The organism is Phycicoccus sp. CSK15P-2, assembly GCF_016888005.1.
Lineage (GTDB): Bacteria > Actinomycetota > Actinomycetes > Actinomycetales > Dermatophilaceae > Phycicoccus.
The window spans coordinates 1-26,289 of sequence record NZ_JAFDVE010000028.1 but is presented as its reverse complement, the minus strand read 5'-3'; the positions used below and the strand labels follow the sequence as shown (position 1 = coordinate 26,289).

The 26,289-nt window shown below is 73.0% G+C and carries 27 protein-coding genes; 21 read left to right on the top strand and 6 right to left on the bottom strand.

Annotated features, from left to right (window positions below):
• Positions 1-7 precede the first annotated feature (7 nt).
• The 4 genes from map (at position 8) to meaB (ending at position 5,929) form a co-directional block, all read left to right on the top strand.
• Complete coding sequence (gene map / locus JQN72_RS15815; protein WP_204136098.1) at positions 8-865, top strand: type I methionyl aminopeptidase; 858 nt, start codon at positions 8-10, stop codon at positions 863-865.
• Positions 866-963: 98 nt separating this feature from the next.
• Entirely contained in the window at positions 964-2,775 is a 1,812-nt protein-coding gene (locus JQN72_RS15810) for a methylmalonyl-CoA mutase subunit beta (RefSeq protein WP_204136097.1), read from the top strand.
• Positions 2,772-4,925, top strand: coding sequence for a methylmalonyl-CoA mutase (scpA, locus tag JQN72_RS15805; RefSeq protein WP_204136096.1), 2,154 nt, complete (start codon positions 2,772-2,774; stop codon positions 4,923-4,925). The genes JQN72_RS15810 and scpA overlap by 4 nt, the downstream gene beginning before the upstream one ends.
• Positions 4,922-5,929, top strand: a complete 1,008-nt coding sequence (meaB, locus tag JQN72_RS15800) for a methylmalonyl Co-A mutase-associated GTPase MeaB (protein ID WP_204136095.1) — start codon at positions 4,922-4,924, stop codon at positions 5,927-5,929. Before scpA ends, meaB begins: the two co-directional genes overlap by 4 nt.
• On the opposite strand, the gene JQN72_RS15795 is transcribed toward meaB, so the two are convergent.
• The 3 genes from JQN72_RS15795 to JQN72_RS15785 form a co-directional block, all read right to left on the bottom strand.
• Positions 5,910-7,148 carry a CPBP family intramembrane glutamic endopeptidase gene (locus JQN72_RS15795; protein WP_204136094.1) on the bottom strand — a complete coding sequence of 413 codons (1,239 nt, stop codon included), beginning with the start codon at positions 7,146-7,148 and terminating at the stop codon, positions 5,910-5,912. The two genes, meaB and JQN72_RS15795, sit on opposite strands and share 20 nt — an antisense overlap.
• Positions 7,149-7,225: 77 nt before the next feature.
• Entirely contained in the window at positions 7,226-7,930 is a 705-nt protein-coding gene (locus JQN72_RS15790; protein WP_204136093.1) for a CPBP family intramembrane glutamic endopeptidase, read from the bottom strand.
• A gap of 46 nt (positions 7,931-7,976) precedes the next feature.
• Entirely contained in the window at positions 7,977-8,690 is a 714-nt protein-coding gene (locus tag JQN72_RS15785; protein WP_204136092.1) for a DUF4386 domain-containing protein, read from the bottom strand.
• Between the two features lie 67 nt (positions 8,691-8,757).
• On the opposite strand from JQN72_RS15785, the gene JQN72_RS15780 reads away from it, so the two are divergent.
• The 13 genes from JQN72_RS15780 (at position 8,758) to JQN72_RS15720 (ending at position 20,425) form a co-directional block, all read left to right on the top strand.
• Positions 8,758-9,300: a MarR family winged helix-turn-helix transcriptional regulator gene (locus JQN72_RS15780; RefSeq protein ID WP_204136091.1), complete on the top strand. Its 543-nt coding sequence runs from the start codon at positions 8,758-8,760 to the stop codon at positions 9,298-9,300.
• 163 nt (positions 9,301-9,463) lie between these two features.
• Positions 9,464-9,685, top strand: coding sequence for a translation initiation factor IF-1 (gene infA / locus JQN72_RS15775; protein ID WP_006946284.1), 222 nt, complete (start codon positions 9,464-9,466; stop codon positions 9,683-9,685).
• Between the two features lie 33 nt (positions 9,686-9,718).
• Positions 9,719-9,832: a 50S ribosomal protein L36 gene (gene rpmJ / locus JQN72_RS15770; protein ID WP_009775928.1), complete on the top strand. Its 114-nt coding sequence runs from the start codon at positions 9,719-9,721 to the stop codon at positions 9,830-9,832.
• Between the two features lie 220 nt (positions 9,833-10,052).
• Positions 10,053-10,430, top strand: a complete 378-nt coding sequence (gene rpsM / locus JQN72_RS15765) for a 30S ribosomal protein S13 (RefSeq protein WP_204136090.1) — start codon at positions 10,053-10,055, stop codon at positions 10,428-10,430.
• A 58-nt stretch (positions 10,431-10,488) separates the two neighbouring features.
• Complete coding sequence (gene rpsK, locus JQN72_RS15760; protein ID WP_204136089.1) at positions 10,489-10,893, top strand: 30S ribosomal protein S11; 405 nt, start codon at positions 10,489-10,491, stop codon at positions 10,891-10,893.
• Positions 10,894-10,929: 36 nt separating this feature from the next.
• Positions 10,930-11,538, top strand: a complete 609-nt coding sequence (rpsD, locus tag JQN72_RS15755) for a 30S ribosomal protein S4 (protein ID WP_204136088.1) — start codon at positions 10,930-10,932, stop codon at positions 11,536-11,538.
• Positions 11,539-11,690: 152 nt separating this feature from the next.
• Positions 11,691-12,725, top strand: coding sequence for a DNA-directed RNA polymerase subunit alpha (locus JQN72_RS15750; protein ID WP_204136087.1), 1,035 nt, complete (start codon positions 11,691-11,693; stop codon positions 12,723-12,725).
• Between the two features lie 35 nt (positions 12,726-12,760).
• On the top strand, positions 12,761-13,504 hold the full coding sequence (rplQ, locus tag JQN72_RS15745; RefSeq protein WP_204136086.1) for a 50S ribosomal protein L17: 744 nt from the start codon (positions 12,761-12,763) through the stop codon (positions 13,502-13,504).
• Positions 13,505-13,637: 133 nt separating this feature from the next.
• Complete coding sequence (locus JQN72_RS15740) at positions 13,638-14,099, top strand: hypothetical protein (RefSeq protein WP_204136085.1); 462 nt, start codon at positions 13,638-13,640, stop codon at positions 14,097-14,099.
• 16 nt (positions 14,100-14,115) lie between these two features.
• Positions 14,116-14,952, top strand: coding sequence for a tRNA pseudouridine(38-40) synthase TruA (gene truA / locus JQN72_RS15735; RefSeq protein ID WP_204136129.1), 837 nt, complete (start codon positions 14,116-14,118; stop codon positions 14,950-14,952).
• Between the two features lie 24 nt (positions 14,953-14,976).
• Positions 14,977-15,402, top strand: a complete 426-nt coding sequence (locus JQN72_RS15730) for an MmcQ/YjbR family DNA-binding protein (protein WP_204136084.1) — start codon at positions 14,977-14,979, stop codon at positions 15,400-15,402.
• Between the two features lie 34 nt (positions 15,403-15,436).
• On the top strand, positions 15,437-17,179 hold the full coding sequence (locus JQN72_RS15725) for an ABC-F family ATP-binding cassette domain-containing protein (protein ID WP_204136083.1): 1,743 nt from the start codon (positions 15,437-15,439) through the stop codon (positions 17,177-17,179).
• Positions 17,180-17,302: 123 nt separating this feature from the next.
• Positions 17,303-20,425: an alpha-amylase family glycosyl hydrolase gene (locus JQN72_RS15720; protein ID WP_204136082.1), complete on the top strand. Its 3,123-nt coding sequence runs from the start codon at positions 17,303-17,305 to the stop codon at positions 20,423-20,425.
• A gap of 15 nt (positions 20,426-20,440) precedes the next feature.
• Here JQN72_RS15720 and JQN72_RS15715 read toward each other — a convergent pair whose 3' ends face one another.
• The 3 genes from JQN72_RS15715 to JQN72_RS15705 are packed head-to-tail and all read right to left on the bottom strand — an operon-like array spanning position 20,441 to position 23,032.
• Positions 20,441-21,103: an LmeA family phospholipid-binding protein gene (locus JQN72_RS15715; protein WP_204136081.1), complete on the bottom strand. Its 663-nt coding sequence runs from the start codon at positions 21,101-21,103 to the stop codon at positions 20,441-20,443.
• A gap of 4 nt (positions 21,104-21,107) precedes the next feature.
• Positions 21,108-22,412 carry an MFS transporter gene (locus tag JQN72_RS15710; RefSeq protein WP_204136080.1) on the bottom strand — a complete coding sequence of 435 codons (1,305 nt, stop codon included), beginning with the start codon at positions 22,410-22,412 and terminating at the stop codon, positions 21,108-21,110.
• Positions 22,409-23,032, bottom strand: a complete 624-nt coding sequence (locus JQN72_RS15705) for a helix-turn-helix domain-containing protein (protein ID WP_204136079.1) — start codon at positions 23,030-23,032, stop codon at positions 22,409-22,411. Before JQN72_RS15705 ends, JQN72_RS15710 begins: the two co-directional genes overlap by 4 nt.
• A 213-nt stretch (positions 23,033-23,245) precedes the next feature.
• Here JQN72_RS15705 and rplM point away from each other — a divergent pair, with 213 nt between their 5' ends.
• From rplM to JQN72_RS15685, 4 genes are all read left to right on the top strand, one after another.
• Positions 23,246-23,689 (top strand): 50S ribosomal protein L13, encoded by a 444-nt coding sequence (gene rplM / locus JQN72_RS15700; protein ID WP_204136078.1) that lies wholly within the window; start codon positions 23,246-23,248, stop codon positions 23,687-23,689.
• On the top strand, positions 23,689-24,204 hold the full coding sequence (gene rpsI, locus JQN72_RS15695) for a 30S ribosomal protein S9 (RefSeq protein WP_204136077.1): 516 nt from the start codon (positions 23,689-23,691) through the stop codon (positions 24,202-24,204). Before rplM ends, rpsI begins: the two co-directional genes overlap by 1 nt.
• Before the next feature lie 113 nt (positions 24,205-24,317).
• Entirely contained in the window at positions 24,318-25,664 is a 1,347-nt protein-coding gene (glmM, locus tag JQN72_RS15690) for a phosphoglucosamine mutase (protein WP_204136076.1), read from the top strand.
• A gap of 79 nt (positions 25,665-25,743) precedes the next feature.
• Complete coding sequence (locus JQN72_RS15685) at positions 25,744-26,169, top strand: Ohr family peroxiredoxin (protein ID WP_307812748.1); 426 nt, start codon at positions 25,744-25,746, stop codon at positions 26,167-26,169.
• The last annotated feature ends 120 nt before the right edge of the window (positions 26,170-26,289 follow it).

Here is a 26,289-nt window from a genome sequence, read left to right as displayed (position 1 = left end):
GCGCTGCATGGGACTGTTCGGCCGGGAGCGCTGTGTCGGCAGGACGCCGGAGCAGCTCGCCATGATGCGCACCGCGGGTCTGCTCGTCGGCCGTACCCTCGAGCTCCTCACGGCAGCGGTCCGTCCGGGGGTCAGCACGCTCGAGCTCGACACCCTCGCCGAGACCCACATCCGCGACCACGGCGGCATCCCGAACTTCCAGCTCGTCCCGGGCTACAGCCACACCCTCTGCACCAGCGTCAACGAGGAGATCGTCCACGGTATCCCCCGGGCGGACAAGGTGCTGCACGAGGGTGACCTGCTGTCCGTCGACTGCGGTGCCGAGGTCGACGGCTGGAACGGCGACGCCGCGGTCAGCCTCGTCGTCGGCGGCCCCGACGCCGCCCGGCCCGAGGACCTCGAGCTCGTCGAGGACACCGAGGCCTCGCTGTGGGCCGGCATCGGCGCGCTCACGGTCGGCGGCGCGCTCTACGCGGTCGGCGCCGCGGTCGAGGACAGCCTCACCGACGCCGGCACCCGACGCGGCCGCGAGTACGGGATCGTCGAGGACTACGTCGGCCACGGCATCGGCACCTCGATGCACATGGACCCCCAGGTCCCCAACTACCGCGTCCCCGGGCGCAGCCCCAAGGTGCCGGACGGCCTGACCATCTGCATCGAGCCCATGGTCACCCTCGGCGACCAGGACAACACGGTCCTCGACGACGAGTGGACGATCGTCACCACGGACGGCTCGCGCGCCGCGCACTGGGAGCACTCCGTCGCCGTCACCTCGAGCGGGCTGCACGTGCTCACGGCGCTCGACGGCGGGCGGCAGCGGCTCGCCGACCTCGGCGTGCCGTTCGCCGAGATCGCCCCTGCCTGAGTGGCGCGCGCGGGCGTCGGTGTGCCCGATCTCTCGCTGCCCGGACGACTCCGGCTGGCTAGGGTGAAAGTGGCAGGACCCCGAGCGAGGAGGGCTGGATGACGGCGCCGGCGCACGACCCGATGACCCTCGCCGAGGGGTTCCCGGCCACCGACCTGGACACGTGGCAGCAGCTCGTCGCCGACGTGCTCAACAAGCGACGGGCCGAGGACGACCGGCTGGGCCCGCAGGACGCCGCCCGGTCCCTGCTCACCGCGCTCGACGGCGACCTCGAGACCGACGGTCTCTACCTACGCGAGGACCGCACGCTCGGTCTCCCCGGAGCGATGCCGTTCACCCGCGGCCGCACCGTCCGGGACGGCACCTCCCCGTGGGACGTCCGCCAGCTGCACGACGACCCGGACCCGGCTCGCAGCCGCGCGGCCGTCCTCGACGACCTCGAGCACGGCGCCACCTCGGTGTGGGTGCACGTCGGGGACGAGGGTGTCGCGCCGACCGACCTCGCGGAGGTGCTCGCGGACGTCGACCTCGCGCTCGCCCCGGTCGTCGTGTCGTCGTTCACCGACCAGCCCGGAGCGGCCCGGGCCGTCCTCGACCTCGTGGCCGAGCGGCCGAGCGCCGGCGGAGGACTCGGCCTGGACCCCTTCGGCGCCGCCCTGCGCACCGGTGCCACCCCCGACCTCGGCCCGCTCGGCGAGCTCGTCCGGGCGTGCTCCGGGCGCGACGGATGGACCGCCGTCACCGTCGACGCCCGCGTCCTGCACGACGCCGGGTCGAGCGAGGTGGACGCGCTCGGCGTGGCCGTCGCGACGGGCGTGGCCTACCTGCGTCACCTCGAGGCCGACGGCGTGACGCCTTCCGAGGCGTTCCCCCTCGTCGAGATGCGGCTGCCCGCGACGGCCGACCAGTTCCTCACTGCGGCCGTCCTGCGCGCCGCCCGGCGGCTCTGGGCCCGGGTGGGGGAGGCCTGCGGCGTGCCCGAGGCCGACCGCGGCCTGCGCACGCACGCCGTGACGAGCCTGCGGATGGCGAGCCGCGAGGACCCGTTCGTCAACGTCCTGCGCAACACCCTCGCGACGTTCGGTGCCTCGGTCGGCGGGGCCGACGCCCTCACCGTGCTGCCGCACGACACCGTCTCCGGGCTGCCGGGGCGGTTCTCCCGGCGGCTCGCCCGCAACACCCAGATCCTCCTCGCGGCCGAGGCGGGCGTCGGCCGGGTCACCGACCCCGGCGGAGGGTCGTGGTACCTCGAGTCGCTGACCGACGACGTCGCCGAGCGCGCGTGGAGCCGGTTCCAACAGGTCGAGCGGGCCGGGGGAGCCCTGGACGCCCTCGCGACCGGCATGCTCCGCGACCTCGTCGACACCGCGGCCACGGCCCGCGAGCACCTCGTGGCCACCCGGGCCCGTCCGCTGGCCGGGGTGTCGATGTTCCCGAACCTCGCCGACACCGCGCCGGAGCGGGTGGACCGCCCGGCGCTCGCCGTCACCGACGGCGCGTTCGAGCCGCGCCGCGACGCCGCCGCGTTCGAGGCCCTGCGCGACCGCGCCCGCGCGCTCGGGGCCCCGGCCGTCACGGTGCGCACCCTCGGGACCCAGCGCGACTTCGGCGCCCGGCACCTCTTCGTCACCAACCTGCTCGCCGCGGGCGGCATCGCCGTCATGGACGAGCCCGGGCCGGTGGCCGTGCTCGCGTCGAACCGTGCCGGGTACGCCGAGGGCGGCCGGGCGGCCGCCGACGAGCTGCGCGCCGCCGGCGCCGAGCAAGTGCTCGTCGCGGGCCGTGCCGGCGAGCTCGATGACGCGGCGGACGCGGTCGACGGCGAGGTCCATGACGGGATGGACGTCGTGGCGTTCCTCGGTGGCGTGCTCGACCGGCTCGGCGCCCCGGCGGAAGGAGAGCCCCGATGACCCGGGTCCCCGACTTCACCGCGCTCGACCTCGGGCCCGGCACGGCGGCCTCCGCGGCCCCGCCCGCTGCCGACCCCTGGGAGACCCCGGAGCGGATCCCCGTCGCGCCGGTGTACACCGAGGACGACCTCGACGGTCTCGACTTCCTCGACACCGTCCCCGGCGCCCCACCGTTCCTGCGCGGGCCGTACCCGACGATGTACACGACGCAGCCGTGGACGATCCGCCAGTACGCCGGCTTCTCGACCGCCGAGGAGTCCAACGCCTTCTACCGCCGCAACCTCGCGGCCGGGCAGAAGGGCCTGTCGGTCGCGTTCGACCTCGCGACGCACCGCGGCTACGACTCCGACCATCCGCGGGTCGCCGGGGACGTCGGGATGGCCGGGGTCGCGATCGACTCCATCCTCGACATGCGCACGCTGTTCGACGGCATCCCGCTCGACCGGATGTCGGTGTCGATGACGATGAACGGCGCGGTCGTGCCGGTCCTCGCGCTCTACGTCGTCGCGGCCGAGGAGCAGGGGGTGAGCCCGGACCGGCTGACGGGGACGATCCAGAACGACATCCTCAAGGAGTTCATGGTCCGCAACACCTACATCTACCCGCCCCAGCCGTCGATGCGGATCATCAGCGACATCTTCGCCTTCACGAGCCAGGAGATGCCGCGCTTCAACTCCATCTCGATCTCCGGGTACCACATGCAGGAGGCCGGGGCGACGCAGGACCTCGAGCTCGCCTACACCCTCGCCGACGGCGTCGAGTACCTCCGCGCGGGCAAGGCGGTGGGTCTCGACGTCGACCGATTCGCCCCCAGGCTGTCGTTCTTCTGGGCCATCGGGATGAACTTCTACATGGAGGTCGCCAAGCTGCGCGCGGCGCGGCTGCTGTGGGCCCGGCTCGTGCGGGACCAGGGTGGGCAGAACCCGAAGTCCCTCTCGCTGCGCACCCACTGCCAGACCTCGGGATGGTCGCTGACGGCCCAGGACGTGTTCAACAACGTCGTGCGCACCTGCGTCGAGGCGATGGCCGCGACCCAGGGGCACACCCAGAGCCTCCACACGAACGCCCTCGACGAGGCCATCGCGCTGCCCACCGACTTCTCTGCGCGGATCGCCCGCAACACCCAGCTCGTCCTCCAGCAGGAGTCCGGCACGACCCGAACCATCGACCCGTGGGGCGGCGCGGCGTACGTCGAGCGGCTCACCCACGACCTCGCGCGGCGCGCGTGGGAGCACATCGAGGAGGTCGAGGCCGCGGGCGGGATGGCCAAGGCCATCGAGCAGGGCATCCCGAAGATGCGCATCGAGGAGGCCGCGGCCCGTACCCAGGCGCGGATCGACTCCGGCCAGCAGCCGGTCGTCGGCGTCAACCTCTACCCGGTCGACGAGGACGAGCCGATCGAGGTCCTCAAGGTCGGGGGCGCCGAGGTGCTGCGCAGCCAGGTGGCCCGGCTCGAGCGGCTGCGGGCGGAGCGCGACGAGGACGCCTGCCGCGCGGCGCTCGCCCGGCTCACCGAGGCCGCCCGGCACGACGCGGGCGGGGACCTCGAGCACAACCTCCTCGCCCGGGCCGTCGACGCCGCGCGGGCGCATGCCACGGTCGGCGAGATGTCGGCCGCGATGGAGGAGGTCTTCGGCCGCTACACCGCGCAGATCCGTACCATCGGGGGCGTGTACAGCGCGGAGGCGGGGCAGGACGAGACCGTCCACGAGGCCCGGGCCGCCGTCGAGGCGTTCGAGGAGGACCAGGGCCGCCGCCCGCGCATCCTCGTCGCGAAGATGGGCCAGGACGGCCACGACCGCGGGCAGAAGGTCATCGCGACGGCGTTCGCGGACCTCGGTTTCGACGTGGACGTCGGCCCGCTGTTCCAGACCCCGGAGGAGGTCGCCCGGCAGGCGGTCGAGGCCGACGTGCACGTCGTCGGCGTCAGCTCGCTCGCGGCCGGCCACCTCACCCTCGTGCCGGCCCTGCGCCGTGCCCTCGACGACCTCGGCCGCGGCGACCTGATGATCGTCGTCGGCGGGGTCGTCCCCGACCAGGACCACGCCGCGCTGCGCGAGGCGGGCGCGGACGCCATCTACCCGCCGGGCACCGTCATCGGCAAGGCCGCCGTGGCCCTCGTCCACGACCTGCGCGAGCGGCTCGGGTGAGGCCGGTCGACGTCGCCGCGCTCGCGGCCGGCGTCCGGGACGGCTCGCGGCAGGCGGTGGCCCGCGCCATCACACTGCTCGAGTCGCGACGTCCCGAGCACCGTGAGCAGTCGCGCGAGCTCCTCGCCGCGCTCGCCGACCGCACCGGGGGAGCGGTCCGGGTCGGGGTGAGCGGGGTGCCGGGTGCCGGCAAGTCGACCTTCGTCGACGCCCTCGGGGTGCGGCTCGTCGAGCGTGGCCACCGGGTCGCCGTCGTCGCGGTCGACCCCAGCTCACGGCGCACCGGCGGCTCCATCCTCGGCGACCGCACCCGGATGGCCCGGCTCGCGGCCAGCGACGACGCGTTCGTCCGGCCGAGCCCGTCCGGCCGTCAGCTCGGCGGCGTGGCGCGGGCGACCCGGGAGTCGATGCTGGTCCTCGAGGCCGCCGGGTACGACGTCGTCGTCGTCGAGACCGTGGGGGTCGGCCAGAACGAGATCGCGGTCTCGGAGATGGTCGACACCTTCCTCCTGCTCGGCCTCGCGCGGGCCGGCGACCAGCTGCAGGGCATCAAGCGCGGCATCCTCGAGCTGGCCGACGTCATCGCCGTCAACAAGGCCGACGGCGACGGTGAGAACCCGGCCAAGGGTGCCGCCCGCGAGCTCGCCGGGGCGCTGCGGCTCATGATGCCGGGGGACGTCCGCCGCCCGCCGGTGCTCACCTGCTCGGCGCTCACCGGTGCCGGCCTGGACGACGTCTGGCGGGCGGTGCTCGACCACCGGGCACACCTCGAGGAGCACGGGTCGCTCGCGGCGCGGCGGGCGCAGCAGCAGCAGGACTGGATGTGGGCGATGGTCGACGCGGCCCTCACCGATGGCGTGCGCGACGCCGCGGGGGTGCTCGCCGAGCGGGCCGGGATCGAGGCGGCGGTCCGCGCCGGCGAGCTGAGCGCGGTCGAGGGCACGGCGCGGATCCTCGGCCTCTACGCCGCCGACCTGCGGGCCGTCACCCCCGAGCCGGGGTGAGCCAGCCGCGGGGGACGACGCCCTTGCGGCGACCGTGCCACAGGATCACGACCACCGCGACCACGGTGACCACCCAGGACATCAGCGCCGACAGCGGTGAGCCGGTCGTCGTCGTGTCGATGTAGGAGTCGCCGAGCCCGCCGAGGACCGCGCCCGAGACGGTGATGAGGACGTTGTTGACGACGTGCAGCGCGATCGCCGCCTCGAGGCCGCCCGTGCGCCAGGCGAGGTAGCACCCGAGGACCCCGAGGGACGCGAGCTCGGTGAGGATCCACGGGTCGGCGGACCCGTGCGCGGCGGCGAACGCGGCGGTGGACACCACGGTCGTGACGACGAGGGCGAGCACCGGGCGACGGAACCACGACCCGACCGCCTGGACGAGCCCGCCGCGGAAGAACAGCTCCTCGGCGGCGGACTGCAGCGGCGTGGTGAGGAGGGCGACGACGACCAGCCACACCCAGTCGGAGGTTCGCGGCAGCACCTCCTGGTCGAACACCACCCAGGACCCGGCCAGGTAGAGCGCCCACAGCGGTGTGACGAGGAGGAGGCAGCGAGCGAGCCAGCCCCAGCGCAGACGCCCGGCGACGGACAGCACGCGCCACGGGGACCGCCAGTGGGCCACGCCGGAAGCGACCAGGGTGACGGGGATGAGCACGATGAGCAGACCGTTGAGGACCAGCAGGCTCGAGGGCGAGTCGACGGACTCCAGCAGGGTGGCGGGGTCGACGCCGGCGAGCAGCACCACCACACCGAGCCAGGTGTTGACCAGGACGTACAGCACGACGACGAGCAGCAGCCACAGCACCGGACGCCACCAGCGGTGGCGCGGCCCTCGCATCTGGTGGACGTAGGGCCGCGGCTCGGCCTCGGCGGTCTCGAGCGCCGCGCGCTCCTCGGTGCGGGTACGAGCCGCCGCCTCGGCCTGCTCCCGCCACACGGCCCGAGAGCGCGCGGCGTCGACGAACCGGGGGTCCAGGCCCGGGCCCGGCCACGGAGGGGCTCCCGCCACGACCCCGCCCACCGGGACGCCGGCGGACCGCAGCGTGTCGGCGGCCCGCTCGACCGCCGGCCCGCCCGCGGCGGCCCAGAGACCGTCCGCGCCGAGTACGTGCTCGACCTGCAGCGACTGCGGGTCGAGCACGCGGACCTCGACGTCGGGAGATGAAGGAGGAACGGGACCGGTGGCACCGTCCCCCACGAACGCGATACGGGCCGTCACTCCGCCATTCTCGCCCTCGGGGCTCCGCACCGGGACGGCGGTGTCGCGAGGGGAGGCGGGTCGGCGGGCGGGGGGCCTCAGCCGAGGAGTGCGGGGGTGTGCCACCCGGTCAGAACGAGCGATGTCAGGACCACGACGATGTTCTGCGCGGCGTGGGCGGCCATCGGCACCCACGTCGATGCGGTGCGTTCCCGGATGGCTCCGGCAGCGAGCCCCACCAGGACCGCCAGGGGCAGGAACGTCGCAGTGCCGTGCATCAACCCGAAGCCGACGCCGGTGACGAGGATCGTCCATCGCGCAGGGAGTCGCCGCCGGAGCCAGGCGTACAGCGCTCCGCGGAACAAGAGCTCCTCGGCCACGGGGGACAGGACGAGGACACGGACGAGGATCACCGCCGCCGCACCGGCGGACGCCGTGCCGAGCCGACCGTTGTCGGCGCCCACCGAGCCCAGCAGACGGACTGCGTCGGCGGGGGAGGTACCGAGCGGGGTGAGGAGGAGGTAGCACGGCGCGGCCACGACGTAGGCGCCGGCCCAGATGCACAGGCCGGCGGTGAGGCGCCGGGGGCTCGTGCGCCGCAGTCCGAGCCACCTCTCCCGCTGCTGCGCGGTCCGCCCCAGGACGGCGAGCAGCGCGACGACGACCGCGCCGTAGACGACGGCGATCACCACGGGGGCGAGGCGGTCACGGTCGGACGCCCACGACGTGCCCGACGCCCCGGCGAGCGCCACGGCGGCGCTCGCGGCCGCAGCGGCGAGGACGACCCCCGTCACCAGCGCCACCGTGAGCCGCCTCCCGCTCGGCCCGTCCGTCACGGCGCCCACCACGTCAGGTCCCTGGCGCAGTGGTGCGCCGTGCGGTCGTCGAGCCGGTGCGCAGGCGGTTCCGGGGAAGCAGCAGGGCGGCGAGCACCAGCCAGGCCAGACCGCCGAACCGCGCCAACGGCACGAGGTAGGCGAGCGGGTCGACCAGCAGTGCGAGAGTGCACACCTGGCCGACGGCACCGAGGGCGATGCCCGTGACCGCCACCCAGCGCGGCAGCAGCTGCACCAGCAGGCCGGGCACCGCGACCCCGGCGACCAGGAGACCCAGACCCACCACGTGCACCGGGCCGCCGAGCACGAACACGAGCGCGTGCAGCAGGCCGGCGGTCGCGGGGTCCGGGACAGGGTGCGCGCCGAGCGACCAGAGCAGGCATCCTCCGAGGGCCAGGCTGCCGGCCGCGGCCAACCCACCCGACAGCGCGATCGTCGGACCCGCGTTGCGCAGCCCCAGGGCCTGCAGCCGACTGTGCATGGCCGCGGCGTAGATCGCGAGCGGCACGCTGGCCGCGATCTGGAAGAACGCGACCACCTCGGCCACGCCCCCGTGCCGGGCGAACCACGCACTGATCGTCAGCGCGTCCGCCCCCGGTCGAGGGTACGGCTCCTCGGGTGCGACAGCGGCGACGACGAGGCTGGTGCAGAACAGGGCCGCAGACACCGTGCCGACCACCGCAGGGGGAGGCCCGGCCCCGACGAGCGAACGAGGCGTCCGTGGCATGAGCGACATCCCTTCATGCATAAAATGATTCATATAGTGAATTGTTTTTTCACGCTAGCATCGCCGTATGCCATCGGACAACCCCTCACGTCCGCGCGCGGGTGCAGCGGCCTTCCTCCTCGCCCAGGTCGGGCACGAGGCGGCCCGGCGCTTCGCCGAGCGGCTGACCGGCATCGACCTCACCCCCCCGCTGGCGGGGGCGCTGCGCGTCATCGGAGCAGACCCAGGGCGGTCCCAACGGGCCGTCGCGGAGCAGCTGGGGATGTTGCCGAGCCAGCTGGTGGTCCTCGTCGACGAGCTGGAGTCGCGAGGCCTGCTGGAGCGACGGCGCGACCGCGCGGACCGTCGTCGGTACGGCCTGCACCTGACCGCCGCGGGTGAGCGGGCGCTGCTCGACGTCGCGTCCGCCGGGAGGGAGCACGGATCGGCGTTCCTGGCGGCACTGACCGACGAGGAGGCCGACACGGTGCGCGTCCTGCTCGGCCGGGTCGCCGACCACCACGGACTGACCCCCTGGGTCCATCCCGGCTTCCGTGCGTTCGGCACCGGCCGCCCTGCTCCCCGGACTCCTCAGGAGCCTCCTGGTCGGGGGTCGTCGCAGGCCGGCTGAGCGCCCGCGGTCGGATTTCACGGACGAGGCATCCCTCCCCTACTATTGAACGTCGGTCACGTGTGCGCGTCGCACGGGTGCAACCCCGCGCGAGCAGCACGAGGCCGATTCCCATGGGTGGCCCAACCGACGGCGGGCTGCCCACCAAGCGGATTGAGAGGGTATGGCCAAGAAGGACGGCGTCATCGAGATCGAGGGCACGATCGTCGAGGCTCTTCCGAACGCGATGTTCCGCGTCGAGCTCACGAACGGTCACAAGGTGCTCGCGCACATCTCCGGCAAGATGCGACAGCACTACATCCGGATCCTCCCCGAGGACCGGGTGGTGGTGGAGCTGAGCCCGTACGACCTGACCCGCGGCCGCATCGTCTTCCGCTACCGCTGAGAACACACGAATCGACGAGACAGCAAAGGCACCATGAAGGTTCAGCCGAGCGTCAAGAAGATCTGTGACAAGTGCAAGGTGATCCGCCGTAACGGGCGGGTCATGGTGATCTGCGAGAACCCGCGCCACAAGCAGCGCCAGGGCTGACGCGAGTCAGACGCAGGACACCGCCCCGCGAGGGGCCGCACGGGTCACCGGCTCGAGCAGACGCACCACACAAGAAGCACGCAGTACCCGACCCCCGACGGGTCACCTGGATGCAGGTGGGCGCGGGACGTCACCCCCGGCCCGGAGGCCGGGGACCGGACCAGGATGGCCGGACCGGTACTGCTCCAGACCTCCGGACACCAGAGAAGGAATCCATCCCATGGCACGTCTGATGGGTGTCGACCTCCCGCGCGAGAAGCGCGCCGAGGTCGCACTGACCTACATCTTCGGCGTCGGTCGCACCAGCGCGCAGAAGGCGCTCGCCGCCACCGAGGTCGACCCGGACACCCGGGTCAAGGACCTCGGCGACGACGACCTCGTCAAGCTCCGTGACTGGATCGAGGAGAACCTGCGGGTCGAGGGTGACCTCCGCCGCGAGGTCGCCTCCGACATCCGGCGCAAGGTCGAGATCGGCTCCTACGAGGGCCTCCGTCACCGCCGCGGCCTGCCCGTGCGCGGTCAGCGGACCAAGACCAACGCGCGGACCCGCAAGGGCCCCAAGCGCACCGTGGCCGGCAAGAAGAAGGCCGGTAAGTGACCTGCGCCTGACGCACGTCACCCCACCGCCACCGAAGACTTCGTAGGAGAACACGCTTATGCCTCCCAAGGGCCGTCAGGCCGGCGCCAAGAAGGTGCGCCGCAAGGAGAAGAAGAACGTCGCCGTGGGCCAGGCCCACATCAAGAGCACGTTCAACAACACGATCATCTCGATCACCGACCCCACCGGTGCCGTCATCTCCTGGGCCTCCGCGGGCCAGGTCGGCTTCAAGGGGTCCCGCAAGTCCACGCCGTTCGCCGCGCAGACCGCCGCCGAGGCCGCTGCGCGCCGTGCCATGGAGCACGGGATGCGCAAGGTGGACGTCTTCGTCAAGGGCCCGGGCTCCGGTCGTGAGACCGCGATCCGCTCCCTGACCGCGGCCGGCCTCGAGGTCGGCTCGATCCAGGACGTCACGCCCCAGCCGCACAACGGTGTCCGCCCGCCCAAGCGCCGCCGCGTCTGAGCGACCGACAGACTTCGCGAAAGGTAAGAGAGAGACATGGCCCGTTACACCGGACCCATCACGAAGAAGTCGCGTCGCCTCAAGACCGACCTCGTCGGTGGTGACAAGAACTTCGACCTGCGTCCCTTCCCGCCCGGCCAGCACGGCCGTCGCCGGATGCAGGAGAAGGAGTACCTGACCCAGCTCCAGGAGAAGCAGAAGGCCCGCTTCACCTACGGGGTCATGGAGAAGCAGTTCCGCCGCTACTACAAGGAGGCGGCCACCCGCCCCGGCAAGACCGGCGAGAACATCCTGACGATCCTCGAGTCCCGGCTCGACAACGTCGTCTACCGCGCCGGCCTGGCCCGGACCCGTCGCCACGCGCGCCAGCTCGTGAGCCACGGCCACTTCGAGGTCAACGGCCGCCGGACCGACGTCCCGAGCCACCGGGTCGAGCAGTTCGACATCGTCACGGTGCGCAAGCAGTCCGTCGAGTCCTTCCCGTTCCAGCTGGCGCGGGAGACCTTCGGCGAGCGGCCCACCCCGGCGTGGCTGCAGGTCGTCCCCGGGACGCTGCAGATCCTCGTGCACCAGCTGCCGACACGTGAGCAGATCGACACGGTGCTCACCGAGCAGCTCATCGTCGAGTTCTACTCGAAGAACTGATCTGACGTCCGCGGTGCCGCCTCGCCCTCACGGGACGGCGCGGCGCCGCGGACGAGGCCTGTCCCGCGGACCGATGCGGGGCAGGGGCCGGGATGGTGCCCGGCGTTCACGCGGCGTCATATAGCGGTCGCCCGTGGGAAGGAAGAACCACCGTGCTCATCGCACAGCGTCCCGTCCTCAGTGAGGACGTCGTCTCCGAGTACCGGAGCCGTTTCGCCATCGAGCCTCTCGAGCCGGGCTTCGGCTACACGCTCGGGAACAGCCTCCGCCGCACCCTGCTCTCGAGCATCCCGGGCGCGGCCGTCACGAGCATCCGCGTCGACGGCGTGCTCCACGAGTTCTCCACGATCCCGGGCGTCAAGGAGGACGTCACCGAGATCATCCTCAACATCAAGAGCCTCGTCGTGTCCTCCGAGCACGACGAGCCGGTCGTCATGTACCTGCGCAAGCAGGGTGCCGGTGCCGTCACCGCCGCGGACATCGCGCCGCCGGCCGGGGTCGAGGTGCACAACCCGGACCTGCACATCGCGACCCTGAACGACAAGGGCACCGTCGAGATGGAGCTCACCGTCGAGCGCGGTCGCGGCTACGTCTCCGCCGTCCAGAACAAGGCCGGGGACCAGGAGATCGGCCGCATCCCGGTCGACTCGATCTACAGCCCGGTCCTCACCGTGACCTACAAGGTCGAGGCCACCCGTGTCGAGCAGCGCACCGACTTCGACCGACTCGTCGTCGACGTCGAGACCAAGTCCTCGATGGCGCCGCGCGACGCGCTCGCCTCCGCCGGCAAGACGCTCGTCGAGCTCTTCGGCCTGGCCCGTGAGCTGAACATCGAGGCCGAGGGCATCGACATGGGCCCGTCCCCGACCGACGCCGCGCTCGCCGCCGACCTCGCCCTGCCGATCGAGGACCTCGACCTCACCGTGCGGTCCTACAACTGCCTCAAGCGCGAGGGCATCCACACCGTGGGTGAGCTCGTGGGCCGCAGCGAGGCCGATCTCCTCGACATCCGGAACTTCGGGGCGAAGTCGATCGACGAGGTCAAGGCCAAGCTCGCGGGCATGGGGCTGGCGCTCAAGGACAGCCCGCCCGGGTTCGACCCGAGCATGATCGCCGACCGCTACGACGACTTCACGTTCGGCGAGGGCGAGGACGACTCGGCGTACGCCGAGGACGAGCAGCTCTGATTCCGCCTCCCGGCACGTAACCAAGGAGAACAGCAATGCCTACGCCCACCAAGGGTCCCCGGCTCGGAGGCGGTCCCGCTCACGAGCGGCTCATCCTCGCGAACCTCGCGACCTCGCTCTTCGAGCACGACCGGATCACGACCACCGAGTCCAAGGCCAAGCGGCTGCGTCCGCTCGCCGAGCGGCTCGTGACGTTCGCCAAGCGCGGCGACCTCTCCGCGCGGCGTCGGGTCATGACCGTCGTACGCGACAAGGGCGTCGTCCACCGGCTCTTCGTCGAGATCGCGCCCGACATGGCCGAGCGCAACGGCGGCTACACACGCATCACGAAGATCGGTCCACGCAAGGGCGACAACGCCCCCATGGCCGTCATCGAGCTCGTCCGCGAGCCGGTCGCGAAGAAGGCCACCGTCAAGGAGGCCGAGGGCGCCACCAAGCGCGCGGCCAAGGACGACGCGAAGAAGCGCGAGGCCGCCCAGGCCGAGGCGAAGCAGGCCGCCGAGGAGACCGCTGCCGAGGAGGCCGCGGAGGAGACCACCGCCACCGAGGTGGCGGAGGAGGCCCCCGCCGCCGAGGCCGGGACCGAGCTCCCGGAGGGTGCGGTCAAGGCGCTCGACGACGGCTCCTCGCCGGACGCCGACCACGTCGTCAAGGGCAACATGGACTCGATGAAGTACCACGAGCCCGACGGCCAGTGGTTCGAGCAGACCGTCGCCGAGGTGTGGTTCAAGACCGCCGAGGACGCCGAGGCCGCAGGCTTCACCAAGGCCGGCTCCTGAGCGGACACCGCACCGTCGACCGAGGGCCGTCTCCCGTACCGGGAGGCGGCCCTCGTCGTGTGCGGATGACGAGAAGGTGACGATCCGGAATGCGGGGCGGACGGCCGGGCCCGCAGCACCCTAGGGTCGGTGGATGCGTCCCCACCGGTCCCTCGCCGCCCTCGGCGCCGTCGCCGTCCTCGCCCTCACAGGCTGCGGGGACGGGCAGGACGCCGGGTCGACCACCCTCCCGTCGTCCACCCCGGACACCACGCTCGTGCCGGACGACGGCGAGACCGAGGAGAAGCGGTTCCCGGACGTCGAGACCGTCGACATCCGGCGGGAGGCCGACGGCACGTTCACGCTGGACGTGACGATCTCGTCCACATACGACTCCCCGGAACGGTACGCCGACGGCTGGCGCGTCCTCACCACGGACGGCACCGAGCTCGGCAGCCACGAGCTGGCCCATGACCACGCCGGCGAGCAGCCCTTCACCCGGACCCAGTCGGGGCTCGCCATCCCGGACGGCGTCACCGAGGTGATCGTCGAGGGGCGGGACAGCGAGAACGGCTACGGAGGGACGAGCGTCCGGGCCGCTGTTCCCGCCCCGTAGCCTTGACGCCGTGACGGTGCGGCTGCGGATCGACCTCGCCTATGACGGGTCGGGCTTCTCCGGGTGGGCGGCGCAACCGGACCGCAGGACGGTCCAGGGCGTGCTGTCCGCGGCGCTCACCACGGTGCTGCGGGCGCCGGAACCGGTGCGCCTCACCGTCGCCGGGCGCACCGACGCCGGCGTGCACGCCCGGGGCCAGGTCGCCCATGCCGACGTCGACGAGTCGGCGTTCGCCTCGCTCCCCGGGCGCTCGGACCGCGACCCCGCCACGGCGGCGGTCACGCGGCTGGCCGGTGTGCTCCCGGACGACGTCGTCGTCCACCGGGTGTCGATCGCCCCGCCCGGGTTCGACGCACGCTTCTCCGCGCTGCGCCGCCGCTACCGCTACCGGGTCGTCGACGACCCGGCGTCCGCCGACCCGCTGCGCCGGAACGACACCGTCCGGGTCCGCGACCGGCTCGACGCCGCCGCCATGGACGAGGCCGCTCGAGCCCTGGTCGGCCTGCACGACTTCGCCGCCTTCTGCAAGCGGCGCGAGGGGGCGACCACCGTCCGGACCCTGCTCGACTACCGCTGGACGCGCACCGGCGAGGGCGTCCTCGAGGCGACCGTCGTCGCCGACGCCTTCTGCCACAGCATGGTCCGTGCGCTCGTCGGGGCCGTCGTGCCCGTGGGGGAGGGCCGCCACCCGGTGGGCTTCCCGGCCGAGGTCCTGGCCGGCGGCGTGCGCGACCCACGGGTCACGGTGATGCCCGCGCACGGCCTGTCCCTCGAGGAGGTCGTCTACCCGCCCGACGACGAGCTCGCCGCGCGCGCGGAGGAGGCGCGCGCCGTTCGGACCCTGCCCGGCTGACCCGCACGGCCCTACGATGGCGTGGTGGCTCACCCGCCGCGCTTCGACGACGCCGACCCGCTGCTCGCCCGAGTACGCGAGGTCGCCCTGGCCCTGCCCGGTGCCGCGGAGAAGGTCAGCCACGGGCGTCCCACGTTCTTCACGAAGAAGGTCTTCGCCATCTTCGGTGGCGTCGTCAAGGGAAATCACGGTTCGGACGCCCTGCGTCAGGCCCTGGTCTTCCTCCCGGACGACGGCGAGCGGCCGGCCCTGCTCGAGGACTCCCGCTTCGTCGTCCCCGGATACGAGGGTGCCTACGGCTGGCTCGCGCTGGACCTGCGCGTCGACGTCGACTGGGACGAGGTCGCCGAGCTCGTCGAGTCCTCGTACCGGGCGACCGCGCCCGCGCGCCTCGTCGCCGAGCTCGACGGCGCCGTGCGCTCCGGGCCGGGGACCTCGAAACCCGGATGACGCCGGGCGCCCTCGTGCGCCACACTCGACGCCCGTGGGACACCTCGACATCGGCGCCGTGGGCTACGCGCTCCCCGACGGCCGGCCCCTGCTGCGCGAGGTGACCTTCCGCGTCGGCGACGGCGCCAAGGTCGCGCTCATCGGCCCCAACGGCACGGGCAAGACGACCCTCCTGCGCATCCTCGCCGGGGACCTCACGGGCCACGACGGCGCGGTCACCCGCAGTGGCGGGCTCGGGGTGATGCGCCAGTTCGTCGGGAAGGTCCGGGACGACTCGACCGTGCGCGACCTCCTCGTCTCCGTCGCGCCCGAGCCGGTGCGGCGGGCCGCGGAGGCCGTCGACCGCACCGAGCTCGCGATGATGGAGCGCGAGTCCGAGCAGGACCAGCTCGACTACGCCCAGGCGCTCGCCGACTGGGGAGACGTCGGCGGCTACGAGTGGGAGACGCTGTGGGACGTCTGCACCGTCGCGGCCCTCGGCATCCCGTACGAGAAGGCCCAGTGGCGGAAGGTCACGACCCTCTCCGGCGGCGAGCAGAAGCGGCTCGTCCTCGAGGCCCTGCTGCGCGGGCCGGACGAGGTGCTGCTCCTCGACGAGCCGGACAACTACCTGGACGTCCCCGCCAAGCGCTGGCTCGAGGAGCGGCTCGTCGAGTCGCCGAAGACCGTCCTGTTCGTCAGCCACGACCGCGAGCTGCTCGACCGCGTCGCGACGCGCATCGCGACGCTCGAGCCGTCCCGTGGCGGCAACACGGTGTGGGTCCACCCCGGGAGGTTCGGCACGTACGAGCAGGCCCGCGCGGACCGCAACGCCCGCCTCGACGAGCTGCGTCGCCGGTGGGACGAGGAGCGCGCCAAGCTCGAGGCGCTCGTCGTCATGTACCGCCAGAAGGCGGCGTACAACTCCGCCATGGCTCCTCGGCTCCAGGCCGCGGAGACCCGGCTGCGCCGCTTCGAGGAGGCCGGCCCACCCGAGGCCGTCCCGCTGCGGCAGAAGGTGTCGATGCGGCTGCGCGGAGGCCGCACGGCCAAGCGGGCCGTCGTCGCCACCGGGCTCGAGCTGCGGGTCGACGGGCAGCGGCTCGTCGCGCCGTTCGACGACGAGATCTGGTTCGGCGAGCGGGTGGGCGTGCTCGGCAGCAACGGCTCCGGGAAGTCTCACTTCCTCCGGCTGCTCGCGGCCGCTGGCAGCGACCCCGCGCGTGAGCACGAACCGGTGGCGGGGGCACCTCCCGGTTCCCGTGGCGGCCACGCCGCGGGGACTGGGGGAGACATCCGCCCCGAGCCGGTCGCGCACGCCGGGCGGGTCGTCCTCGGCAGCCGGGTGCGCCCCGGCTGGTTCGCCCAGACGCACGACCACGCGGCCCTGCACGGCCGCACGCTGCTCGAGATCCTGCACCGCGGGGACGAGCACCGCGCCGGGATGCCGCGCGACCTCGCCGCCCGGGCGCTCGACCGCTACGGGCTCGCGAAGGCCGCCGAGCAGACCTTCGACTCGCTCTCCGGCGGGCAGCAGGCGCGCCTGCAGATCCTCCTCCTCGAGCTGTCCGGCGCCACGCTGCTGCTCCTCGACGAGCCCACCGACAACCTCGACCTGCACTCGGCCGAGGCGCTCGAGGACGCCCTCGACGCCTTCGAGGGCACCGTCGTCGCGGTCACCCACGACCGGTGGTTCGCCCGCGGGCTCGACCGCTTCCTCGTGTTCCGCCAGGACGGGACGGTCGTGAGCAGCGACGCGCCGGTGTGGGACGAGGGCCGCATCCTCCGGCCCCGGTGAGGGCCGGGTAAAGACTTCGTCAGAAGGTCGGGCCGGGTCTTCCCGTGGCGCGTCGGTGCATCTACCTTCGCTCGCGAGACACCGTCCGGGCGGCGATCCGTCCGTGGTCCCCGAGGAGCAACGATGCCCCGACCAGCACGCCGCCTGCCCGCCGTCCTCTTGGGTGCCCTCCTCCTCGGGTCGCCGGGGGCGTTGGCCGCGCTCCCCGCGTCGGCAGCCACCGGGTCGGTCGCCCTCGTCGGTGACCTCCAGGACGAGCTCGGCTGCGCCGAGGACTGGATGCCCGCCTGCGAGGAGACCGAGCTGGCCCGAGAGGGCGACGGCGACCGGTGGAGCGCGACCTTCGAGATGCCCGCCGGCTCGTGGGAGTACAAGGTGGCCCTCGACGACGGCTGGGCGGAGAGCTACGGGGCCGGCGGCGTGCAGGGCGGCCCCGACATCCCGCTCCATCTCGAGGGCCCGGCCCGGGTGGAGGTGGCCTACGACGACGCCACCCACGCCGTGACCGCCTCGCCGGTCGACGTCCAGGCAGGGACGAGCACGGGGGACCGGGCGCTGGCGAAGGACTCGCTGCGTGAGCCGCTGACCCGGGAGCGGTTCTACTTCGTCATGGCGGGCCGTTTCGCCAACGGCTCGCGGGCCAACGACCGGGGCGGCCTCACCGGAGGGCGCCTCACGACCGGGTTCGACCCGAGCGACAAGGCGTTCTACCACGGGGGCGACCTCGCCGGGCTGACCGACCGCCTCGACTACATCAAGGGCCTCGGCACGACAGCCATCTGGCTCACCCCGAGCTTCACGAACAAGCCGGTCCAGGGCGCTCCGGGCCAGGAGAGCGCCGGGTACCACGGCTACTGGATCACCGACTTCACCCGCATCGACCCGCACCTCGGGACGAACGCCGAGATGAAGGCGCTCGTCGCCGCCGCGCATCGCAAGGGCATGAAGGTCTTCTTCGACATCATCACGAACCACACCGCCGACGTCATCGACGACGAGGAGGGCCGGTACTCGTACCGGACGAAGGCACAGGACCCGTACCGCGACGTCGACGGGCAGCCCTTCGACGACCGCGACTACGTCGACCGCCCGGCGGACGAGTGGCCAGAGCTCGACCCGGCCACCTCGTTCCCGTACGCGCCGTTCCTCCACCCCGGGGAGGGGGACGCCAAGACCCCCGCCTGGCTGAACGACGTGACGATGTACCACAACCGCGGCGACTCGACCTTCGCCGGGGAGTCCTCGACCTACGGTGACTTCGTCGGGCTCGACGACCTGTTCACCGAGCGGCCCGAGGTCGCCCGCGGCATGGGTGAGATCTACAGGACGTGGGTCGACTTCGGCATCGACGGCTTCCGGATCGACACCGTCAAGCACGTCAACCTCGAGTTCTGGCAGCAGTTCGTCCCCGACGTCCTGGGCGAGGCCGAGCGCATCGGGAACGACGACTTCTTCGCCTTCGGCGAGGTCTACGACGGCAACCCGGCCGTGATGTCGCAGTACACGACCGCGGGGAAGCTCCAGGCGACCCTCGACTTCGGCTTCCAGCAGCGGGGCGTCGACTTCGCCGAGGGCGGGCCGGCCTCCGCCCTCGCCGACTTCTACGCCGACGACGACTGGTACACCGACGCCGACAGCAACGCCTACCAGCTGCCGACCTTCCTCGGGAACCACGACATGGGCCGCGTCGCGATGTTCCTCGCCGACGCGTCGGCGGACGAGGCGGAGCACCTGCAGCGGGTGAAGCTGGCCGACTCGCTGATGTTCACGACCCGCGGCAACCCGGTCACGTACTACGGCGACGAGCAGGGCTTCATCGGCACCGGCGGCGACCAGCTGGCCCGCGAGGACCTCTTCGCCAGCCAGGTCGACGTCTACAACTCCGAGGACGTGCTCGCCGGGCCCGAGGGCTCCCGCGACCGCTACGACCCCGACCACCCGCTCTACCGGCACCTCCGCACGCTCGCCGAGGTCCGGGACCGCAACCCCGCGCTCGCCGACGGGGCCCAGGTCGCGCGGTACGCCGAGGACGGGCCGGGCATCTTCGCGGTGTCCCGGATCGACCGCCGCCGTCAGGTGGAGTACGTCGTCGCGGCGAACAGCTCGTCCGAGCCCGCGACCGCCACCTTCGACACCTGGACCTCCGGACGTGGTCGCGCCTTCCGTCCGGTGTTCGGCGCGGACCGGGCGGTCAGGCCGTCGCGGGACGGCACCGTGCGGGTCGCCGTCCCGCCGCTGTCGGTCAGCGTCTGGAAGGCGAACAAGCCCATCACGACCCGGGTCGCCCCGCCCACCGTGACGCTCGAGGCGCAGGACGGGGCCGGGGTGTCCGGCCGGGCGGAGGTCGCGGCGGACGTGGTGTCCGACACCTTCGCGCAGGCGACGTTCTGGGTCCGGCCGGTCGGGACGCAGGAGTGGCAGCTCCTCGGCACCGACGACAACGCGCCCTTCCGGGTGTTCCACGACGTCTCGCGGCTGCCGCTCGGGACGCTGCTCGAGTACCGCGTCGCCGTCCGGGACGCCCGCGGCCGGGTGGCCGCGGACGGCGGCTGGGCCGTCACCGCGCCGCCGGGGGCGGACACCGGGGACGTCCCGCTCGGGGACCCGGTCCCGCAGCCCGACGCGGTGAGCGTGCCGGGGACGCACAACTCCGAGATGGGCTGCCCCGTCGAGCTCGGCGTCAGCGGCGACTGGGCGCCCGACTGCGACCAGGCCCAGTTGGCGCTCGATGACCGGGACGGGATCTGGAAGGAGCACTTCAGCATCCCTGCGGGCAGCTACGGCTACAAGGCCGCGACGAACCGGTCCTGGACCGAGAACTACGGCGCGGGCGGGGTGCGGGAGGGCGACAACATCTCGTACGAGACGCCGGATGGGGACGTGACCTTCTACTACGACCACGCGACGCACTGGGCGACCTCGGACGAGGAGGGGCCCGTCGTCACCGCACCGGGCTCGTACCAGTCCGAGCTCGGGTGCGGCGACGACTGGCAGCCGGGCTGCATGCGGCCCTGGCTGCAGGACCCGGACGGCGACGGGACCTACACGTGGGCGACGACCCGCATCCCGGCCGGGACGTGGGAGCTCAAGGTCGCGCACGGGCTGTCCTGGGACGAGAGCTACGGTGCGGGTGGGTCGCCGGATGGTGGCGACATCACCCTCACCGTGCCCTCCGACGGGGCCCGGACGACGTTCGTGTACGACTCCTCGACGCACTTCTTGACGGTCACCTCGGAAGCCGGCTGACGGCCGGGTGAGCGGTCAGCGGCCGACCGCGACGTCGGTGCCGTCGAGGCGGACGGCGAAGCCCGCGCCGCTCACCGACACCTCGCGCAGCACCATCCCCTCGGGAACGCCCGGCACATCGGTGCGGAACGTCACGAGGCGACGCAGCGCCGCACCGGCGACCGACTCGAGGACGTCGGGTGCCCCGACGTCCACGGTCTCGGGGACGACGAGCAGCTGACCGCGGTCGGCGCTGACCCGGCCGGTCGCGCGGACGAGCACGTCGCGCCCGAGGACACGGGCCGGCCGCTCGACCCCGGCCCGGCCGCCGCTCACGGCGTAGAGCCGGATGTCGCCCTCGACCTGCTCGGCGACGGTGTCGAACGGGATCGTGGCGTCGATGGCCAGGGTCCGTGCCCGCAGGCCGTCCGGGCCGAAGCGCACCCCGGTGCCGGTCGCCTGCACGTCGACGAGGTCGCCCTCAGCCGAGACGACCTCACGGCTGTCGAGGTCGACGGCACCGAGCCAGGTCTCGTCGTCGCCGAGGTCGTCCGGCGGCGGGACACGCACCCCCGACGGGGCGGGGGAGGGCGGGGGCTCGCCGGGTTCGGCGCCGTCCCCGACCGCCAGGACGAGCGCCCCGGCCCCGAGGGCCAGGACGACGAGCGTGGCCACCACGCCTGCCAGGAACTGCCGCATGCCGTCAGCCTGCCATGCGAGGCCCGGACCGCCCTTCTGCCTCCGACATCGCCTCGGTTCTCCGCCGCTCCTGGCGGAGGGCGGGCAGGTACAGGGCCGCACCGAGGACGCTGAAGGCGCCGGCCATCCCGATGGCGAGGGCGGTGCTCGTCGCCTCGGCGAACGGGCCGAGCGCGAGCAGGCCGAGGCTGTAGGAGGCGCCCGCGACCATCGAGTTCATGGACAGCAGCGTCGTCCGGTTGCCCGGCCGTGCCTGACGGTGGATGAGCGTCGCGTGGACCGGGCCGGCGGTGCCGTGCAGCGCGTAGACGACGAAGAACGCGGTGACGAGGCCGATCGGCCCGGTCGTCAGGCCCATGACGACGACGAGCAGCCCCTGTCCGACCCGCGAGCCGATGGCGGTCCAGGCGACCCCGACCCGGCGGGCCAGCAGGGAAGCGAGCGCCGACCCGGCCGCGAACAGCCCCCAGGCTGCCGCCGACACCGGGCCCATGAGCGCGCCCGCCTGCGCCTCGCCGCCGACGAGCTCGGACAGGCGCACCGGCATGAGCGTCTCGAACGAGATCATCCCGACGCTCCAGAACACCTCGACCCCGACGAGGGCAAGGGCGACGCGGTTGCTCCGCAGCAGCCCGAGGCCCCCGGCGACGACCCGAGGCGCCTCGCGGGCCGAGCCCAGGGCACGGCGCCAGCCGGTGGCGTCGACGTGGGTGACCGGCTCCTTCAGCAGGACCGCGGTGGTGACGATGTTGACGGCGATGAATCCGACCGAGAGCCAGTAGGGCGTCTCGAGGGCGGTGAGGAACGGGACCGGGTCCCAGGCGACGAGGCCTCCGGACGCCAGCGCCCCGCCGACGATCGACAGCCCGAGCACCGTGCCGGCCCGGGAGAGCCCCTGCTCGACCTCGACCCCGGGGTCGGCGGCCTGGGCGGTGTCGACGTACCAGGACTCCAGCGGTCCGGAGTCGAGCGCGCGGTACACGCCCTGGAGGAGCATCGCGACGACGAACGCGGCGACGGTCTGGGCCAGGACGAACAGGACCGCCGAGACGAGCGCGACACCGGTCGCCACGAGGAGCACCGGGCGTCGGCCGAGGGCGTCGGCGATCCCGCCGGTGGGCAGCTCGAGGGCGAGGACGACGAACCCTTGCGCCGAGAGGATCAGCCCGAGCTGGCTCAGGCTCACCCCGCGCTCGAGGGGGAGCAGGGTCACGATGCCGATGACCAGGCCCACGGGGAACCAGCGGGTGGCGGTGAGAATCAGCAGGACACGCCGGGCCGCGGCGGCCGTCGGGGGGCGGGTGGTCACCGGGTGCGCTCGCCGCGCGGTGGGCGGTCGAGGTCGAGAGGGTAGCTGACGAGGTAGGCGGCGACGCGCCGGGCGGTGGGGTTGCCCTGGCCCACCCGGCGGTACCTCTCGAGGACCGCCCACAGCTCGGCCTGCATCGCGCGGAGCTGCTCCGGGGTCGCGATGACGAACGAGTCGGACATCCCGACCGCGTCGCGCCACTCGTCCGGCCAGCCGTGCTCGACGTCGAGCCATCGTTCGAAGCGCTCGCCGAGATGGCGCGAGTAGTCGCGCTGCAGCCAGCCCAGCGCGGTCTCGGCGTCGTCGTCCCCCGTGAAGTCGCTCGGCTCGTACTGGTGGCTGTCCGTGGACGCCCGCCAGAGCCGCCGCCTGCCCGTGCCCTCGCCGGTGTCGGTGACGAGGCCGACCGCCTCGAGCCGGCGCAGGTGGTAGGACGTCGCGCCCGAGTTGGTCGAGAGCGCGGTGGCGAGGGCGGTGGCCGTCGCGGGTCCGTCGGTGCGCAGCCGGCTGAGCAGCCGGGACCGGAGCGGGTGGGCCAGCACCTTGAGGGCGGTGGCGTCGAGCCGGAGGCCGGTGAGCTCGTCGGGAGACGGCGGCAGGGGAGGGTCCGAGGGCGGCATGTATGCACAATACATGTGCACACATGCTTTGCACAGTATCCTTGCACGCCGCCAGATACCCATGTCTTCGCAGGTCAGGGGGTAGAGGCCGCCGATTAGGCCGGATCGCCCCGGGGTCCATAGACTTGTCGACTGGTGTGCCGCGCCCGAGGGCAGAGCCCCTCAGCGGCCTCGCGGCCCGACGTCCACCCGACCGAACCACAGGAAGCTCCCATGCGTACCTACACCCCGAAGCCGGGCGAGATCACCCGTGCGTGGCACGTCATCGACGCCACGGACGTCGTGCTCGGCCGCCTCGCGAGCCAGGCCGCCGTCCTGCTGCGCGGCAAGCACAAGCCGACCTTCGCCCCGCACGTCGACACCGGCGACTTCGTCATCATCGTCAACGCCGACAAGGTCGCGCTCACCGGCTCCAAGGCCGAGCAGAAGCGCGCCTACCGGCACTCCGGCTTCCCGGGCGGCCTGAGGTCGCAGTCGTACACCGAGCTCCTCGAGAAGCACCCGGAGAAGGCGGTCGAGAAGGCCGTCCGCGGGATGCTCCCCAAGACCTCCCTCGGCCGCCAGCAGCTGACCAAGCTCAAGGTCTACGCCGGCGCCGAGCACCCGCACGCCGCTCAGCAGCCCACGCCCTTCGAGATCACCCAGGTGGCCCAGTGATGTCCGAGAACGCCCAGATCGACGAGACCGCCGGCACCGACGCCGAGGACGCCCCCGTCACCGAGTACACCTCCGAGTCCGACGCTCCCGCCGCCGGCGGTGAGACCGTCCGCCGCCCGAGCGCCTCGGCACCCGGTGGCGCCACCGGCCGCCGCAAGCAGGCCGTCGCCCGCGTCCGGATCGTCCCGGGCAGCGGTGAGTGGAAGGTCAACGGCCGCGCCCTCGAGGAGTACTTCCCGAACAAGGTGCACCAGCAGATCGTCGCCGAGCCGCTCAAGGTGCTCGAGCTCGACGGCGCCTACGACGTCCTCGTCCGGGTCCACGGCGGTGGCCCCTCGGGCCAGGCCGGCGCGGTCCGCCTCGGTGTCGCCCGCTCGCTCAACGGCGTCGACCCCGAGCTCAACCGCCCGGCGCTGAAGAAGGCCGGCCTGCTCACCCGGGACGCCCGTGTCCCCGAGCGCAAGAAGGCCGGTCTCAAGAAGGCCCGCAAGGCGCCGCAGTACAGCAAGCGCTGACCCGCGCCCGCACCGCGCCACGACGGCGGCATCCCCTGCGGATGCCGCCGTCGCGGTGCGCGGGGCGGACTCGCGGTAGGTTCAGTCGCCGGAATCCTCGAAAGGCCTGATGAATGTCCCGACTCTTCGGTACCGACGGGGTGCGCGGTCTCGCCAACCGTGACATCACCGCCGAGCTCGCGCTCGACCTCAGCATCGCCGCGGCCCAGGTGCTCGGCGAGGAGGACCGGCGGGACGGTCGCCGTCCGCGAGCCGTCGTCGGTCGCGACCCCCGGGTCAGCGGCGAGTTCCTCTCCGCGGCCGTGTGCGCCGGGCTCGCGTCGGCGGGGGTCGACGTGCACAACGTCGGTGTCCTGCCGACGCCGGCCGTCGCCTACCTCACCGCCGACATGGGCGCCACGTTCGGGGTCATGATCTCGGCGTCGCACAACGCGATGCCGGACAACGGCATCAAGTTCTTCGCCGACGGCGGTCACAAGCTGCCGGACGCGGTCGAGGACGAGATCGCCGACCGTCTCGGCCAGGCGTGGGAGCGACCACAGGGTGCCGACGTCGGGCGCATCCACGAGAACCGGGCCGGCCAGGCTCGCTACGTCGCGCACCTGCTCCAGGCCCTGCCCAACCGGCTCGACGGCCTCACCGTCGTCATCGACGCCGCGCACGGGGCCGCCAGCGCCGTCTCGCCGGAGGTCTTCCGGCTCTCCGGTGCCGAGGTCGTCGAGATCGGCACCGACCCGGACGGTCTGAACATCAACGACGGCTACGGCTCGACCCATCTCGACCGGCTGAGCGCGGCCGTCGTCGAGCGCGGCGCACACCTCGGGATCGCCCACGACGGCGACGCCGACCGCTGTCTCGCCGTCGATGCCGAGGGGCGCGCCGTCGACGGCGACCAGGTCATGGGGATCCTCGCCGTCGCTCTCAAGGACCGGGGTCTGCTGCGCGAGAACACCCTCGTCGCCACCGTCATGAGCAACCTCGGCCTGCTCCAGGCGATGGAGCGCGAGGGCATCGCCGTCACCCAGACCGCCGTCGGCGACCGCTACGTCCTCGAGGAGATGCGCCGCAACGAGCACTCCCTCGGCGGCGAGCAGTCCGGGCACGTCATCATCCTCGAGCACGCGACCACCGGCGACGGCGTCCTCACCGGCCTCCTCCTCGCGGCGCGCGTCGCGGAGACCGGACGCAGCCTCGCCGACCTCGCGACGGTCATGACCCGGCTGCCGCAGGTGCTCGTCAACGTCAAGGGCGTCGACAAGTCTCGCGTCGACACCGACGAGGGCGTCCTCACCGCGGTACGCGCGGAGACGGCGGCGCTCGCGGGCACCGGACGGGTGCTGCTGCGCAAGTCCGGCACCGAGCCGGTCGTGCGCGTCATGGTCGAGGCCGCCACCGAGGAGCGGGCGCGCGAGATCTGCGACCGGCTCTGCGCCGTCGTCCGGGACCGCCTCGGCCTCTGACGTCCGGCTCCGGGGAATGGCGTCCCGGGCCGCACTGTTGCCCAGGGCGACCATGTCGTCGATCATTGAGGAGTGCTCCGTGCCCCACGAGGCCGTGAACAAGAAGCTGTACAGCATCGCCGCCACCGCCACCGGTGGCCGCGAGGGTCACACGAAGAGCGAGGACGGGGTCGTCGACCTCCCGCTCGGCAAGCCGAGCACGTCGAACCCCGTCGCGAACCCCGAGACGCTGTTCGCGGCCGGGTATGCGGCCTGCTACAACGGCGCGCTCGCGCTGATCGCCTCGCGGGAGGGCGTGGACGCCTCCGGTGCCGAGACGACCGCGGACGTCACCCTCGGCGAGACCGACACCGGGTTCGGCCTCGCGGTCGAGCTCGTGACGACCATCCCCGGTGTCGACGCCGACACCGCGCAGGCCCTCGCCGACAAGGCGCACGAGTTCTGCCCGTACAGCAAGGCCACCCGCGGCAACATCGACGTCACCGTCGTCGGCAAGCCCGCCTGACCGTCCCGCACCACCCCGCGTCGGGGGCCCCCCCCCGGGGCGGGGGGGGGGGGCCCCCCCGGGGGGGGGGCGGGGCGGGGGGGGGGGGCCCGGGGGGGGGGGGGGGGGGGGGGGGGGGGG

Coding starts and splice junctions, on each gene's coding strand:
- map (WP_204136098.1), top strand. CDS start 8: ATGGGACTGTTCGGCCGGGAGCGCTGTGTCGGCAGGACGCCGGAGCAG.
- JQN72_RS15810 (WP_204136097.1), top strand. CDS start 964: ATGACGGCGCCGGCGCACGACCCGATGACCCTCGCCGAGGGGTTCCCG.
- scpA (WP_204136096.1), top strand. CDS start 2,772: ATGACCCGGGTCCCCGACTTCACCGCGCTCGACCTCGGGCCCGGCACG.
- JQN72_RS15785 (WP_204136092.1), bottom strand. CDS start 8,690: ATGCCACGGACGCCTCGTTCGCTCGTCGGGGCCGGGCCTCCCCCTGCG.
- JQN72_RS15780 (WP_204136091.1), top strand. CDS start 8,758: ATGCCATCGGACAACCCCTCACGTCCGCGCGCGGGTGCAGCGGCCTTC.
- infA (WP_006946284.1), top strand. CDS start 9,464: ATGGCCAAGAAGGACGGCGTCATCGAGATCGAGGGCACGATCGTCGAG.
- rpmJ (WP_009775928.1), top strand. CDS start 9,719: ATGAAGGTTCAGCCGAGCGTCAAGAAGATCTGTGACAAGTGCAAGGTG.
- rpsM (WP_204136090.1), top strand. CDS start 10,053: ATGGCACGTCTGATGGGTGTCGACCTCCCGCGCGAGAAGCGCGCCGAG.
- rpsK (WP_204136089.1), top strand. CDS start 10,489: ATGCCTCCCAAGGGCCGTCAGGCCGGCGCCAAGAAGGTGCGCCGCAAG.
- rpsD (WP_204136088.1), top strand. CDS start 10,930: ATGGCCCGTTACACCGGACCCATCACGAAGAAGTCGCGTCGCCTCAAG.
- rplQ (WP_204136086.1), top strand. CDS start 12,761: ATGCCTACGCCCACCAAGGGTCCCCGGCTCGGAGGCGGTCCCGCTCAC.
- JQN72_RS15740 (WP_204136085.1), top strand. CDS start 13,638: ATGCGTCCCCACCGGTCCCTCGCCGCCCTCGGCGCCGTCGCCGTCCTC.
- JQN72_RS15720 (WP_204136082.1), top strand. CDS start 17,303: ATGCCCCGACCAGCACGCCGCCTGCCCGCCGTCCTCTTGGGTGCCCTC.
- JQN72_RS15715 (WP_204136081.1), bottom strand. CDS start 21,103: ATGCGGCAGTTCCTGGCAGGCGTGGTGGCCACGCTCGTCGTCCTGGCC.
- JQN72_RS15705 (WP_204136079.1), bottom strand. CDS start 23,032: ATGCCGCCCTCGGACCCTCCCCTGCCGCCGTCTCCCGACGAGCTCACC.
- rplM (WP_204136078.1), top strand. CDS start 23,246: ATGCGTACCTACACCCCGAAGCCGGGCGAGATCACCCGTGCGTGGCAC.
- rpsI (WP_204136077.1), top strand. CDS start 23,689: ATGTCCGAGAACGCCCAGATCGACGAGACCGCCGGCACCGACGCCGAG.
- glmM (WP_204136076.1), top strand. CDS start 24,318: ATGTCCCGACTCTTCGGTACCGACGGGGTGCGCGGTCTCGCCAACCGT.